We start from the raw sequence: 15,444 nt of genomic DNA, 5'->3' as shown, positions 1-15,444 counted from the left end.
TATTGAATATTGAATATTAGATCTTGAGATTCATGTGTTGGGCTGGAATTAAGACCGCTTCGTTGCAAGAATAAAGTCCTAAGTTTTTAAAATTCACATAAATCAGGTTATAACTGACTTAAACACTTTCTGAAAAACACCTCTTCCTCCCTTAAACTGCGCTTAATAATTAGTGAATTCGTGGCCTTCGCTTTCCTTTTACTTATTTGTGAGATATTTTACTGCGATGTTTAATGCATATGTCAATTTTAGGCTCTTGGTTTTACTGTCCAGGCTCCAGGATCCGGGTCCTAACATCTAAAACATTAACTCTTATTTAACTGCGAAAGAATTTCAGAAATCACTCATTTTGTAAATTTAAGCTTCCTTATTCATTCTAAAACAGCTAATTTATGAGCACATTACGACTTGGAGACAAAGCGCCGAATTTTGACGCAGAAACTTCGGAAGGAAAGATCAATTTTTATGATTTCCTGGGGGATAGCTGGGGAATTTTATTTTCTCACCCGGCAGATTATACACCGGTCTGTACGACAGAACTTGGTGCCGCTGCGAAATATAATGAGGAATTTGAAAAGCGGAATGTGAAGGTAATGGCTCTGAGCGTAGATGGAGTAGCATCTCATAAAGACTGGATCAAAGACATTAACGAAACACAAAATACTGAAGTAAATTTCCCGATCATTGCCGATGAAGATCGCAAGGTGGCCGATCTTTACGACATGATCCATCCTAATGCAGATGACACTCTTACCGTGCGTTCTGTCTACGTAATAGCACCAGATAAGTCGATCAAGTTAATGATCACGTACCCGGCCAGCACCGGAAGAAATTTCGAAGAACTGTTGAGGGTGATCGATTCCCTGCAACTTACTGCCTATAAAAAAGTAGCCACTCCGGCCAACTGGAAAGCAGGAGAGGATGTGGTGATAAGTCCGTCGGTGAGCAATAAAGAGGCAGATAAACTATTTCCAAAAGGTTACAGGGAAGTGAAGCCTTATTTGAGAATGACACCGCAGCCGGAATAACGATTGTATATTGAATAATGTATAGTGTATATTGTGCTAACGGCTAACGGCTAATGACTAATGGCTAATGGCTAATGGCTACTGGCTAATGGCTAAAAAATAAAAAACCTCAGCTTCTATATGAAAACTGAGGTTTCTTTATTTCCAGCAAGATAATTTTACTTCACCTTTACAAGCTCTACATCAAAAATAAGCGTGGCGTTTGGAGGAATTACTCCGCCGGCACCGCGGGAGCCGTAAGCCAGATTTGATGGAATAACAAACCTTGCCTGATCTCCTTCTTTTAATAGTTGGATTCCTTCATCCCAACCTTCAATTACATGGCCTTTGCCTAAAGGGAATTCTATTGGCTGCTTTCTTTTATATGAGGAATCGAAAACAGTACCGTCTGGTAACATTCCTTTATAGTGAACCGAAACTGTCTTTCCTTTTTCGGCTTTCTTTCCATTCCCTTCTGCTATCATCTTGTAGCGAAGACCGCTGCTGGTTTTTTCAAATCCCTGGGAAAGTTCGCCAAGTAATTCTTCCTGCTGCTTTCTGGCTGCAGCTTCTCTCTCAGCTTTTGCGCCATTGAACTGTCGGAAAGATTCGACAGCATTATAATTCTTTGCAGATTCTCCTTCTCTGATGATCTCCACCTTATCAATAGTATCACCTTGTTTTATTGCGTCTACAACGTCCTGTCCCTCCACAACATGTCCGAAAACAGTATGTTTACCATCCAGCCAGGGGGTTGCCACGTGGGTAATAAAGAACTGGCTCCCGTTAGTTCCGGGACCTGCATTGGCCATAGAAAGAATTCCGGGGCGATCGTGCTTAAGGTCCGGGTGGATCTCATCCTCAAACTGGTATCCGGGACCACCTACTCCTGTTCCTTTTGGATCACCTCCCTGCACCATAAAATCGGGGATAACTCGGTGAAATTTAAGTCCGTCATAATATGGTTTTCCCTGTGGTTTTGCCTCATTCTCCAGCTTTCCCTCTGCCAGGCCTACAAAATTCCCTACTGTACCGGGAGTCTTTTCGTGCTCAAGCTTTATAGTGATATCTCCTCTTGTAGTGTTGAGTTTTGCGTATAATCCGTCGTTCATGTCGTGATTTTAAGTTAAAAAGGCAAAGATAAAGAAATGAATAAGGTTTCAGGTTCAATGAATAATGAAAAGAGGGAGAATTGGGAGATTGTTAAGGAAATGAGATTCTAACCTCCGCAAAAGCTACGCTCTGAGTGACAAAAGGTTCACTTTGTCATTCCGACGAAGGGGGAATTTCTTCATAGTACAAGAGATTCTTTGCTCCGCCTAAAAAGTCCGCTCTGAATGACATAGCGTTCCCTTTTGTCATTCCGACAAAGGAGGAATCTCTATTCATTCTATCTCTTTATTCAAGAACCTCCACTGAGAATTAAAATTATTGATCATGAGATCCTTTTTTTCCCTGCTCCAGCCCTTTATCTGCTTTTCCCTTTGAATAGCAATATTTATATCCTGAAAGTGTTCAAAGTATATTAAATAAAAACACCTATAACGAGTGGTGAAGTGCCTGCTTAAGGCATCAGGATTAGTATGAAAGTAAAGCCTTTCTTTAAGATTGTTTGTTACTCCGGTATATAAAACGGTTTTATTCTTATTAGTCAGAATATAGACATAGTAGTTATGCGTGCCGAGAGTCTTCATCAAATGAATATAGCAAATAGATTGTTCGCTTTACTAAGGCTGCGCTCTGAATGATAAAGAAACTTGATTGTCATTCCGACGAAGGAGGAATCTCTTCATCGCACAAGAGATTCTTCGCTCCGCAAAAGCTCCGCTCTGAAAGACAAACATTTCCCAAATGTCATTCCGACGAAGGAGGAATCTCTTCGGAACACGAGAGATTCTTCACTCCGCTGAAGCTACGCTCTGAATGACAAACATTTCCCGAATGTCATTCCGGCGAAGGAGGAATCTCTTCGGAACACGAGAGATTCTTCACTCCGCTGAAGCTACGCTCAACAAAGGGTTCGCATTGTCATTCCGACGAAGGAGGAATCTCTTCATCGCACAAGAGATTCTTCGCTCCGCAAAAGCTCCTCTCTGAATGACAAACATTTTCCAAATGTCATTCCGGCGAAGGAGGAATCTCTTCGGAACACGAGAGATTCTTCGCTCCGCAAAAAAAGCTCCGCTCTGAATGACAGGAACAAAAAAGCCGAAACTCATTCGCTCCGGCTATTATACCTTAATCACTAAACCTTAATCCTTTAATTCGCTACTTCGCTGATGAATTTGATCCTATATAATCTTAATTCCTCTTCGTCATAATCCCCATCAAATTCTTCAAGAGCTTCTTCGATCTTGTCTGTTTGGGCCTCGAGGAAATATTCGTGTATCTCTTCCTGCTGATCTTCATCCAGGATCTCATCGATCCAGTAGTTGATATTCAGCTTGGTACCGCTGTATACAATAGCTTCCATCTCTTTAATGAAGTCGTTCATTTCCATGCCTTTGGCAGCGGCGATATCATCAAGCGGAAGCTTGCGGTCCACATTCTGAATAATGTATAATTTGAGGCCGCTATTGGCACCTGTTGTTTTCACCACCAGGTCATCGGGACGGGTAATGTCATTGTCTTCCACGTAGCGGGCAATGAGCTCAACAAATTTCTTGCTATAGGACTTGGATTTTTTTCCTTCCCCTACTCCGTGGATATTTCCCAGTTCTTCAATAGACACAGGATATTTCAATGCCATATCTTCAAGGGAGGGATCCTGAAATATTAAATGTGTAGCCAAACCGACTTCTTTGGCGATCTTCTTTCGCAGGTCCTTCAGCATCTTCAGAAGCGTTTCATCAGTTCCGCCTCCAGATTTTGATGCGGTCACAATTCCGTCGTTACCACCCACTTCGTATATATGGTCTTCGGTCATCATAAAGGAGTTGGGCTTCTTCAGGAACTTTTCACCTTTCTCGGTAAGTTTTACAACTCCGTAGGTTTCTATATCCTTCCGCAGAAATCCGGCAACTAATACCTGCCGAAGTAAGGCCATCCAGTATTTGGGGTCTTTATCGGCACCTTTTCCGAAGAGTTCGTGTTCATCTGTGCGATGTGACTTTATTACTGCGTTAGATTTCCCAACCAGCGTATTAACTACTTCTTTAGATTTGTACAACTGTTTTGTCTCCTTAACAGTGCGCAACAATAGCACTACCTCGTCCTTTGCCTCGTGTTTCTTCTTTGGGTTCCGAACGTTATCATCCATGTCGGCACCTTCCCCTGTCTTTTCATCAAAGTCTTCACCGAAGTAATGCAAAATAAATTTCCTTCTGGAAACTGAAGTTTCGGCGAAAGCGACCACTTCCTGAAGGAGTGCCTGACCAATCTCCTGCTCGGCGACCGGTTTCCCGCTCATGAATTTTTCCAGCTTCTCAATATCTTTATAGGAATAAAAGGCAAGACAATGGCCTTCGCCTCCATCCCTTCCGGCACGCCCGGTTTCCTGATAATAACTTTCAATACTTTTTGGAATATCGTGATGGATCACAAAACGTACATCGGGCTTATCGATTCCCATTCCGAAGGCAATGGTTGCGACCACCACGTCGACCTCCTCCATAAGGAACATGTCCTGATGCCTGGAGCGGGTTTTCGCGTCGAGGCCGGCATGATAGGGAACTGCAGAAATCCCATTCACCTGCAGGGTCTGTGCAAGCTCCTCCACCCTTTTACGGCTAAGACAATAGATGATCCCCGATTTTCCCTGATTCTGCTTAATGAACCTGATAATATCGGCATCCACATTCTTAGTCTTTGGTCGTATCTCATAATAGAGGTTCGGCCGGTTAAAAGAAGCCTTAAAAGTACGGGCATCTGTGATTGCCAGGTTCTTCAGGATGTCTTCCTGCACCTTGGGCGTAGCCGTAGCCGTTAGTCCTATAATAGGAATATCCTCTCCAATTCGCTTAACGATATGGCGCAGGTTTCTATACTCAGGCCTAAAATCATGACCCCATTCACTTATGCAATGAGCTTCATCAATGGCCAAAAATGAAATTTTCACGCTGCGTAAAAACTCGACATTCTCTTCTTTAGTAAGGGATTCGGGTGCAACGTATAGGAGTTTGGTCACCCCATTGGTGATATCCTCCTTCACCTGCTTCACTTCAGTCTTGGTAAGACTGGAATTAAGGACGTGGGCGATACCATTTTCCGAAGAAATTCCGCGGATGGCATCGACCTGATTTTTCATCAAAGCAATCAATGGAGAGACTACAATTGCAGTACCTTCTTTAATGAGGGCCGGTAATTGATAACACAGGGATTTTCCACCTCCCGTGGGCATCACCACAAAGGTGTTATGATCATTAACTATACTCTTTATTACCTCTTCCTGAAGGCCCTTAAACTGGCTAAAACCAAAGTATTTCTTAAGCTGTTCGTGTAAATTGATTTCCTGCGAAGTCATTCAATTGTGTTACAATTTTACATACATTTGCACAAAATAAAGATACGTTTTTCTTTACTTCATACAATTTCTAACTCTACAAATTTGACACCTCACGAAAAAATACTCTCTGTTGCCAGAGAAACCATTTTAACTGAAGCCAAAGCTATAGCAAATTTAGAGCAATTATTAGACCAAAATTTTGCTGAAGCCGTGCAGGCAGTGTACAAATCAAAGGGTAGAGTGATCATAACCGGAATTGGAAAAAGTGCTGTGATCGCTACAAAGATCGTAGCTACCCTTAATTCCACCGGCACACCTGCTGTCTTTATGCATGCTGCCGATGCTATTCACGGTGACCTGGGGACTATTCTGAAAGACGATGTAGTAATATGTATATCGAAAAGTGGAAATACACCGGAAATTAAGGTCCTTGTGCCTTTGATCAAGAACTTTGGAAATACCCTCATCGCAATTACCGGAAGTACAGAATCCTTCCTCGGAAAACAGGCCGATTACGTTCTGAACTCCTATGTCGAAAAAGAGGCCTGTCCAAATAACCTGGCTCCTACTACCAGTACAACGGCACAACTTGTCATTGGTGATGCCCTGGCAGTATGTTTACTGGAACTTCGCGGCTTTTCCAGTCAGGATTTTGCAAAATATCATCCGGGAGGAGCATTGGGTAAAAAACTTTATTTGCGGGTAAGCGATATTGCCGATCAAAATCAAAAACCACAAGTTACTCCCGATACCCCTATCCCTCAGGTGATCATCGAAATTTCTGAAAAAATGCTGGGAGTCACGGCTGTATTGGACAAGGACGAAATCGTCGGAATTGTAACTGACGGGGACATAAGACGCATGCTTCAAAAGAGTATTGACATATCAGGATTGACCGCAAAAGACATTATGAGCAGCAATCCAAGAACTATAAACTTTGATGCCATGGCTGTAGATGCTTTGGATGTGCTTGAGGAAAATGAAATTTCACAGCTCCTGGCGGTGAAGGATGGAAAATATTACGGTGTAGTACATTTGCACAACCTAATAAGAGAAGGAATTATCTAGGATGGCGAAAGTACAAAAACCTGCCGATGAAATGTCATTTTTGGATCACCTGGAGGAGCTGCGCTGGCACCTTATTAGGGCTACACTCGCTGTAGTCGTCGCAGGTACGGCTGCATTCCTGGCAAAAGGGTTCATTTTTGACACCTTATTATTCGGGCCTACCAGCGCCGACTTTTTTACCTATGATATTCTTTGCCGGCTTTCTACATTTGTTGGACTGGAAGGCGGCTTCTGCTTTGAGGATATGCCATTTACCATTCAGTCAAGAACTATGGGCGGGCAGTTTTCGGCTCACGTCTGGACCTCTATAACAGCAGGTTTTATAATAGCTTTTCCTTACATCATTTACGAATTCTGGAAGTTCATCTCCCCCGCCATGTACGCCAATGAACGCAGTACAGCCAGAGGTTTTATCTTCATTTCCTCTCTATTGTTCTTCATGGGAGTACTATTTGGATACTACCTGGTAACTCCGCTTTCTATTAATTTCCTCGGAAAATATCAGGTAAGTGAGGTAGTTCTTAACGAATTCGACATTGGCAGTTATATCAGCCTGGTGCGCTCCTCAGTTATAGCCTGCGGACTCATCTTTGAGCTCCCCATCATCATATACTTCCTGACCAAAATCGGACTGGTTACACCTGAATTCCTTCGGAAGTATCGCAAATTTGCATTGGTGATCGTGTTGATCCTTTCAGCGATCATTACTCCGCCCGATATTTTGAGTCAGATCATTGTCGCAATTCCGGTGCTTGTATTATATGAAGTAAGTATTATTATTGCCCGTATCGTAACACGGAATGAAGAAAGAAAATTAGAAAAACAAAAGCCATGAAAAACCAGGTAGAAGAATTCAATGAATATCGCCAGAAGATGAACGAGAAGATCCTTGGCGACAACAATAAGATCATAAAGCGCATTTTTAACCTTGACACTAACGCTTTCACCGCCGGAGCTCTGGATGTAAAAACAAAAGAATTGCTCGGTTTGGTAGCGTCTACAGTGTTGCGTTGTGATGATTGCGTGAGATATCACCTCGAGACTTGTTATAAAGAAGGTCTTTCAAAAGAAGAAGTAATGGAAGCACTTAGCATCGCGACCCTCGTTGGTGGGACTATTGTGATCCCTCACTTGAGAAGAGCTTATGAGTTTTGGGAGGCTTTAGAAACGAATAAAGCTTAAGGATTAAGGATTAACGAAGAAGGTCTTGATCTAAACTCTTTTCCAGATTAGCTAAAAGACCTTCAAACTTTTTATCTTTAGAAAATTGCACGGTATTTGAAAGTCTCAATACTCATATCTAATATCTCATATCTACAACATGAAACTATACGCCGAAAGTCTTGTAAAATCCTATAAAGGTCGTGAAGTGGTGAAGGGTATCTCCCTCGAGGTGAACCAAGGGGAGATTGTAGGTTTACTAGGTCCTAACGGAGCCGGAAAAACCACTTCCTTTTATATGATCGTGGGATTGATAAAGCCGAATGGCGGAAGGATCTTTCTGGACAGGGAGAACATCACGAAATTTCCGATGTACAAAAGGGCTCAGTATGGGATTGGGTATTTAGCCCAGGAAGCTTCAGTATTTCGTAAACTGAGTATTGAAGACAACATTATGAGTGTCCTGGAGCTCACCGACCTTTCCAAAAAGGAGCGGAAGATGAAGATGGAATCACTTATTGAGGAGTTCGGACTTAGTCATATTCGCAAGAACCGTGGGGACCTGTTAAGCGGTGGAGAGCGTAGAAGAACAGAGATCGCCCGCGCCCTGGCAACAGATCCGCATTTCATTCTGCTGGATGAGCCTTTTGCGGGAGTTGATCCTGTGGCAGTAGAGGATATTCAACGGATCGTGGCTCAGCTGAAGAACAAGAACATTGGAATTCTCATTACCGATCACAACGTACAGGAAACCTTAGCAATTACAGACCGCACTTATCTTATGTTTGAAGGTCGCATTCTTAAAGCCGGTGTACCTGAAGAACTTGCTGAGGATGAAATGGTGAGAAAGGTTTACCTGGGGCAGAATTTCGAATTGAGGAAGAAGAAGATCTTTCAGTAGGCCCTTGGTAGGTTCAAGATTTAAGGTTCAAGGTTCAAGGTTTAAGATTTAAGATTCTCATTCAACTTTTTACCCCCAACCCCCTGAAGGGGGCTTTAATTGTATATCTATTTTAATCTGAATTTCCTCCGTCGATCTTTGCGAAAGGATTTAAGATTCAAGATTTAGTTTTAAACTTCCCCAGGGATTTTATTACTGGACAGTACTGCTAGATCAAAAACTGGTTACTGAATATAGTGCCTCATCCTCTCCCCAACCCTCTCCCAAGGAGAGGGAGTGATTGAGGTAACATTTGTTTTGGAAAGGATTTTGAATTAGAGTTTAAAATTTGAGGTGTGTGTTCTACTTTTATCCCCAACCCCCTGAAGGGGGCTTTAATTGAACTCCAAAAATTGATACCGAACTATTCAGACAGCTTTTGCAAGGGAGAGAGAAAACGGCTGCGGCATTCTCCTTCTCTCATTGTACTCTACTTCTTTCTCTCATTTCTGATTTATATTCATCCCTATTTTTCTATATAGGAAGCCTGGAGGGACAATAGACCGTTAGGAACAATAGGCCAATTGATTAAAGTTCCGTGTTCTTTTTATATTCTCGGCGTAACTTGAACATCTTCCAGGATAAAAGATGAATTAATTTTTCCACGACATTTGTCCCGGAGGGACAATATATAGGTAGAAACAGAATGCCACATGATCAAAAGTCCCGTAGGGACGATATGTAGGTTAGTTTTCCAGCACAAATTACAAATCCGCGCCAGCGGTTAGGATCCATTATTCTGAATTTGCAATTTTGATCCTGGATTTCTCTTCAGACCGTCATGGCGAAGGAGCCGAAGGCGACTGCGGCAATCTCCTTCTTGAGGAAGAATGTTTGTTGCCTCAATCCCGGCACGGAAAGCAAAACCGCTCCAATATTTCATTAAAATTTGGCGCTTGACTATTAGTGCTTCGTTTAATGCCTCTCTACCACCGTCTCGCCATTACTTCTATTCGTGATCAGTGATACAATCACATAACTTAGAATTATAAGAGGTATAGCTGCGAATTGCAGAAAGATGATCAAAATGACACAGAAGATCAGAAAAAGATACCGGATCTTATTCTCGGCGAATCCCCAGCTACTAAACTTTAAGGCGAACAGGGGAACTTCGGCGTTGAGCATATAGCAGCTAAATAACGTGAGGGCTCCAAGGAACCAGGGATTCAGGATGATATCGACTAAAAAAGGCTGCGGCTGAAAGATAAGGATGAGCGGCAGACTCAGGATCAAAAGAGCATTCGCCGGAGTTGGCAGTCCGATGAAGGAATCGGTTTGGCGCTCGTCAATGTTGAATTTTGCCAGTCGGTAGCAGGAACCAAGGGTGATCAAGAGTCCGAGTAAAGCAAGTACCGGAAAATCCCACTGAAAAAAATCATCTCCTGTTGACCACTCCGTTGATCCCGAACTTGTGCCCGGAAGTGCCTTTTTGAAAAGCTGAAACATCACTATCCCGGGTACTACTCCGCTGGTGACCATATCGGCCAGGGAATCCAATTGCAGGCCCAGCTCCGACTTTACATCCAGCAGTCGCGCAGCAAGTCCGTCAAAAAAATCAAAAAAGATCCCGAGCGCCACAAAAATGGCAGCCATGACGAGATTTCCTTCAACAGCAAAGATGACACCTATGCTTCCGCTAAGAAGATTGAATAAAGTAATAATATTGGGAACATGCCTGGCAAAGCTCATATGGTTGGTTTTAGGTAAAAATAGGAAAAATCCTGTTGCCTGTTGCGGGTTGCCGGTTGTCCTCTTAATATACATGCTAATTGCTTAAATTTGCTCTCCACATTCAATTATGAAACACTTCCTTTACGCTATACTTTCGGGAATTTTACTGGCACTGGCATGGCCCACCTACGGTTTTCCCCTGCTGCTGTTCTTTGCTTTTGTTCCTCTTCTTTATTCTGAGTACAACATTAGAATGAAGCAGGCTCACAACCGCAAATGGAAGATCTTCGGGCTTTCCTACGTGACTTTCCTTATTTGGAACCTCATCACTACTTATTGGCTCTATTTCTCCACCCCATTTGGAGGGGTCTTTGCCATTACTGTAAATTCGCTGCTCATGTCCCTGGTATTCCTGCTATTTCACATAGTGGCAAAAAGGGTGAATTTTGGTGCTTCTTCCTCTTTTCTTATCAGCATCTGGATAGCTTTTGAATACCTGCACCTCAACTGGGAATTTTCCTGGCCGTGGCTCAACCTCGGTAATGGTTTTTCTGAATTTCCACACTGGATACAATGGTATGAATTCACCGGAACTTTTGGAGGAACTCTCTGGGTACTTCTTACGAATATCGCAATCCTGAAGATGCTTCTGCTCTACAAAGAGCATAAAGCGAAGGAAATTCTTTATCGTGGATTTTTAAAAAGCGGGCTTCTTATCCTTGTTCCTATCCTCATCTCGTATGTGATCCTGTGGAACTATGATGAAAGTAAAGAAACCCTGGAGGCAGTGGTTTTACAGCCCAACATCAATCCTTACACAGAAAAGTACTTTACTTCAGACAGGCGAATCGGAGAGTTACTTACAGATCTTGCTGAAAAAAACGTCACCCCCGAAACAAGAATAGTCATAGCACCCGAAACTGTCTTCGCCTACGGAACAGTGTTGAGCCGCTTCAAAGAATCTGAAGCAAATTTCTTTACAAGGCAGTTTGTAAATGAGCATCCAAAAATGTCATTTTTGAGCGGTATTTCCATGTACGACCGCTTTAGTGATCCCGCTAGGGTGAGAGGACAGAGCAATCAGCTGGGGCCTAACGACTGGTATGATGATTACAATTCGGCTTTTATGATCTCGGCGAATGATTCAGTGCATTTTTATCACAAGTCAAAGCTGGTGGTTGGGGTCGAGAATTTTCCCTATCAGGAAGTGCTGAGACCAATTCTCGGCAATGTCATGATCGACCTGGGAGGGACAGTTGCCATGAAAACTACTCAGGAGAAAAGAGCAGCTTTTGAATTAACTTCTTCGGAAGAAGTGGGACCTATTATATGCTATGAATCGGTTTATGGAGATTTTGTGACAGGCTATGTCAAAGAAGGAGCCGATTTTCTCGCTATCATAACCAATGATGCCTGGTGGGGAAATACGCAGGGGCACAAGCAACACCTGAGTTATGCCCGGTTGCGAGCAATAGAAAACCGCCGTTCCATCGCCCGAAGTGCCAATACGGGAATTTCTGCCTTTATCAATGAAAAAGGCGAGATCACTTCTACCCTGGGATATGAGGAACAGGGTGCTCTTCGGGGGCAAGTAACTCTCAACGACCGGGTGACTTTCTATACCCGCTTTGGTGATTACATTGCCAGAGTTTCACTGTTCCTTGCGCTGTTTATCTTCTTGTTTGCCATGGTGCCGTGGAAAAGAAACAGGAGGGGTTAGTGGTCAGTGGTCAGTGATCAGTATTCAGTGTTATTTGAGAATTCAAAGTTCCGGGTTCAAGATTCAAAATTCTTTTGCCACGAATTCATTTATCATATCTTAGGATCGGCGTGCCTCTTTGCGAAGGAGCCAACAAGGCGACTGAAGAAATCTCAGTTTTCTTTACTGCCAACTGAACACTGAACACTGCCAACTAACTCATTGTCCTCTGAAGAAGATCACAGTACTCAAGGTTTTCGTAAGGATGGTAATATCAAGAAAGATATTTCGGTGTTTGATGTAGTACAGATCGTACTGGAGCTTTTCGAGGCTATCGGCGTGGCTATCGGCATAATCGGTCATTACCTGGGCCCAGCCGGTGAGTCCGGGTTTGACAAAGTGGCGGGTATCGTAAAAGGGGATCAGGTCTGATAATTCTTTGACGAAGACAGGTCTTTCTGGACGAGGGCCGATAAGGCTCATCTCTCCCTTCAGGATATTCCAGAACTGCGGAAATTCATCCAATCGCGAACGACGGAGAAACTTTCCGAAGCGGGTAATACGCACATCATTTTTAGTGGTCCATACAGCACCGTTGGGTTCGGCGTCACATCGCATGGTGCGAAACTTCAGGATGGTAAAGGATCTTCCGTTCTTCCCTACCCTTTCCTGCCGGTAAAAAAGACATCCCTTGTTGGCGATCATATTTCCGAAGTAGATCAGGATCAGTAGAAAGGAACCAACTGCAAGTCCGATAAGAGATATAACAACATCAGCAAGCCGGTGGAAAAAGAGATAGAATTTACTCTCATTACTCTTACTAAGAGGGAAGAACTGGTAAAAATTCCGCTCAATATGCTGCACAGGAATCCTGTTCGTCTTATCTTCATAGACTTCATTAAAATCCTTAACCGGAAAGCCCTTTTTGAGCAGATTGAGTACTTCGGCATAAAGACCTTCGGCAGTAGCAGAAGTGACATTAGAGATTAGTACCTCATCTATACCTTGTTTTCGAATGGTATCCTCAAGTTTTTCCGAAGAAAATTCCCTAAGACCAATAGAATCGGCGGCCAGCACGCCTCCTGTTCCGGGATTGACATAGCCAATTATATTGTAATTAGGATCTGACTGCTGTACGTGTGAGGCGACGAGTTCCACCTCCACAGGTTCCCCAATGATCAAAACCCGCCGCAGGAATTTGGGGGAGGAAATGAGTGCTATATAGGAAAACCTCCACAATAATAAGGTAAAGAGGATCGTAAGGAAAAAATAAAGTATCTCTACGCGATCATCGGGAAGAACAGGCGTGACCACCGGCGTCATTAAAAAAAATAACACAATGACTGAACTGCTGAGCACTACATTCTGAAGAACCCTGTAATAATTCCCAGCTTTCTGAAGGTCATAAAGCTCAAAAATCCCATTAAAAAGGCTGATGTAAATGGCCAGCACTATACCCCAATGCCAGGAATTACTGTCAATTTGAAAGTAGTCAAGCCGAAATAGAATGCTGACCACGTAAAGCGAAAACAGCACCCACACCACATCAAATATGCGCAGAAAAACCTTTCTTTCAGAGATCTCGAAATGCAGGTTAGATTTGTGGGGCATGTAAAAACTTTTCCGGCGTAAAGATAAGGAAGACTTTACAGCACTTCTGCTTTTGCTGCTAACTTTTTCAAGAAGTTCTGTCTTCGCCATTTAAAAGTTCTTTTTGACCAGGTTCCCTTAAAAGGATCCGGGCACAGGGTAGAAGGAGGCTTTAATTTGAGGTTAAAGTAGTAATTATATGCTAATTACAAAACATGTTTTTCCTTAGATAAGATTTTTTGCCACTAATTCATGAATGGCTGCTTTTAATTAGATCTGATCGAGCATTATTTTTTTCCGACACAATCAATGAAGAAATCCTGATTATACACGTTGGTCAATTATAAGAATAAACCCCCAACCTCCTGAAGGGGCTTTATTTTTTATGTTTTACATATTCTATCCAACTTATGATACACAGATCACTTTTTCTTCAGCCTCCCCTAAAGCAGTGGTTAAACTCAAAGGAAATGTGACTATGTCTTAGAAACTAAAACTGGATTCTTCTCATCCTATTCCCCCGCCCCAACAACGGCGGACATGCTCTCATAAGGAGAGGGGAGCTATTTTTCATTTCATCGTCACGAATTTCAAATTTGCGCCGACAAAATAATACAAGATTCTACAAGAGATTTAGGCTGCGAAAATTGGCCTGATCAGCGGGAAAGATTTGTAAGGATTAAGGAATAAGGTCTAAGGAACAACTTCATTACTCCGTCAATTAATCATTATGACATTCCGTTATCAGCTCTAACTTCGTCCTTCTAAAATCTACCTTAAGATTTCCTTCCAGGAGTTTTTCACCCTCTCCCAATCAAAAGCTTCCACTTTCTTTCTGGCAGCTCTCGTTCTTTCGACCGAACGTTTAGGATCCTGAAGAACATTCTTTACAGCTGCAGCCATTCTCCCGGAATCTTTGGGTGGGACTAACATTCCATCTATGTCCGCTGAAATGAGATATGGGAGTCCTCCAACATTTGTGGAGATCACCGGTAGACCAAGCGCCATTGCCTCAATAACACTAACGGGAGTGTTGTCAATATTTGTGGTATTAAGGAAGATATCGTAATTTTTGGCAAGAGCTGACCATTCTTGTTTGGATAACCGACCGGTAAAGCGGACCGGCAGTCGGTGCAGCTTTGCGTAGCGAATACATTCTTGCCAGGAATCATCTTTTGCAGGTCCCACCATGCAAAGTTCAGCATTAGGAAAGTTTGGTAGCAGAAGTTCTAGCGTCTTAAGCGCCAGCATCGGATAATAAATCTCAGCGAAAGCCCGCACCCAAAGCAGCTTCGGTCGCAGGTCATGTCTTTCTTTATAGTTATAATCTGAAATGGAAATGTTATTAGGAACATACCGAACATTTAGAAAACCTTTCTGCTGAAAAACAATTTTCATGTACAGCGACGGCGCAACATTTAAAAAAGCTTGACCAAACAGCTTTTTTGAGGCAGTGGGAGAACTTTCCAGTCTGTTTGCTAATTCTCCCCCGTGGAGGATGGGGATGTACTTTAGATCCAGCTTTTGGCAAAGTCGGGCGACGATATATGCATACCAGAAGTTTTGGGTGCTGTAAGTGTCGATAAGAACGAAATCTGTAGTTTTCCTGTTCCAAAAAACCAGGAGGAGCATTTCTGCCAAGCGAAGGATTTTGTTTTTCTTTGAGGAAGCGGATTTTACATGGAAGCCTTCTGCTTTTAGTAGTGGAGCTAAGGTGTCAACGGAGGTGGGAGTGCCGCCGCGGGAAGATAATTTGTTTCCTATGTAAAGGAGGTTTTTCAGGATTGGTCGGTTGTCGGTTGTCGGTTGTCGGTTGTCGGTTGTCGGTTGTCGGTTGTCGGTTGTCGGTTGTCGGTTGTCGGTT

12 protein-coding genes are annotated in these 15,444 nt (G+C 42.9%); 6 read left to right on the top strand and 6 right to left on the bottom strand.

Features of this window, described 5'->3' with window-relative positions:
* Positions 1-392 precede the first annotated feature (392 nt).
* Complete coding sequence (locus VR862_RS08250; RefSeq protein WP_324720484.1) at positions 393-1,028, top strand: peroxiredoxin; 636 nt, start codon at positions 393-395, stop codon at positions 1,026-1,028.
* A gap of 158 nt (positions 1,029-1,186) precedes the next feature.
* Here the strand turns inward: VR862_RS08250 and VR862_RS08245 are convergent, their stop codons facing one another.
* From VR862_RS08245 to VR862_RS08235, 3 genes are all read right to left on the bottom strand, one after another.
* Positions 1,187-2,119 (bottom strand): peptidylprolyl isomerase, encoded by a 933-nt coding sequence (locus VR862_RS08245; protein WP_324720483.1) that lies wholly within the window; start codon positions 2,117-2,119, stop codon positions 1,187-1,189.
* Between the two features lie 273 nt (positions 2,120-2,392).
* Positions 2,393-2,701 carry a GIY-YIG nuclease family protein gene (locus tag VR862_RS08240; RefSeq protein WP_324720482.1) on the bottom strand — a complete coding sequence of 103 codons (309 nt, stop codon included), beginning with the start codon at positions 2,699-2,701 and terminating at the stop codon, positions 2,393-2,395.
* A 566-nt stretch (positions 2,702-3,267) separates the two neighbouring features.
* Entirely contained in the window at positions 3,268-5,469 is a 2,202-nt protein-coding gene (locus VR862_RS08235; protein WP_324720481.1) for a RecQ family ATP-dependent DNA helicase, read from the bottom strand.
* An 84-nt stretch (positions 5,470-5,553) separates the two neighbouring features.
* Between VR862_RS08235 and VR862_RS08230 the strand changes: the two genes are divergently transcribed.
* The 4 genes from VR862_RS08230 (at position 5,554) to lptB (ending at position 8,581) form a co-directional block, all read left to right on the top strand.
* Complete coding sequence (locus VR862_RS08230; protein ID WP_324720480.1) at positions 5,554-6,519, top strand: KpsF/GutQ family sugar-phosphate isomerase; 966 nt, start codon at positions 5,554-5,556, stop codon at positions 6,517-6,519.
* 1 nt (position 6,520) lies between these two features.
* Positions 6,521-7,354: a twin-arginine translocase subunit TatC gene (gene tatC, locus VR862_RS08225; RefSeq protein WP_324720479.1), complete on the top strand. Its 834-nt coding sequence runs from the start codon at positions 6,521-6,523 to the stop codon at positions 7,352-7,354.
* Positions 7,351-7,701 carry a carboxymuconolactone decarboxylase family protein gene (locus tag VR862_RS08220; RefSeq protein ID WP_324720478.1) on the top strand — a complete coding sequence of 117 codons (351 nt, stop codon included), beginning with the start codon at positions 7,351-7,353 and terminating at the stop codon, positions 7,699-7,701. Before tatC ends, VR862_RS08220 begins: the two co-directional genes overlap by 4 nt.
* Before the next feature lie 139 nt (positions 7,702-7,840).
* Entirely contained in the window at positions 7,841-8,581 is a 741-nt protein-coding gene (gene lptB / locus VR862_RS08215) for an LPS export ABC transporter ATP-binding protein (RefSeq protein WP_324720477.1), read from the top strand.
* Positions 8,582-9,535: 954 nt separating this feature from the next.
* Here lptB and VR862_RS08210 read toward each other — a convergent pair.
* Positions 9,536-10,309: a CDP-alcohol phosphatidyltransferase family protein gene (locus tag VR862_RS08210; protein ID WP_324720476.1), complete on the bottom strand. Its 774-nt coding sequence runs from the start codon at positions 10,307-10,309 to the stop codon at positions 9,536-9,538.
* Between the two features lie 109 nt (positions 10,310-10,418).
* On the opposite strand from VR862_RS08210, the gene lnt reads away from it, so the two are divergent.
* On the top strand, positions 10,419-12,011 hold the full coding sequence (gene lnt, locus VR862_RS08205) for an apolipoprotein N-acyltransferase (RefSeq protein WP_324720475.1): 1,593 nt from the start codon (positions 10,419-10,421) through the stop codon (positions 12,009-12,011).
* Between the two features lie 198 nt (positions 12,012-12,209).
* Here lnt and VR862_RS08200 read toward each other — a convergent pair whose 3' ends face one another.
* Together VR862_RS08200 and VR862_RS08195 are read right to left on the bottom strand one after the other, a co-directional pair.
* Entirely contained in the window at positions 12,210-13,691 is a 1,482-nt protein-coding gene (locus VR862_RS08200) for a sugar transferase (RefSeq protein WP_324720474.1), read from the bottom strand.
* 660 nt (positions 13,692-14,351) lie between these two features.
* Positions 14,352-15,444 (bottom strand): glycosyltransferase family 4 protein (locus VR862_RS08195; protein WP_324720473.1); only part of this gene is annotated, 1,093 nt, incomplete at its 5' end.

Source organism: Salinimicrobium aquimaris (assembly GCF_035607535.1).
GTDB lineage: Bacteria > Bacteroidota > Bacteroidia > Flavobacteriales > Flavobacteriaceae > Salinimicrobium.
This window is presented reverse-complemented; position numbering and strand designations above follow the sequence as displayed.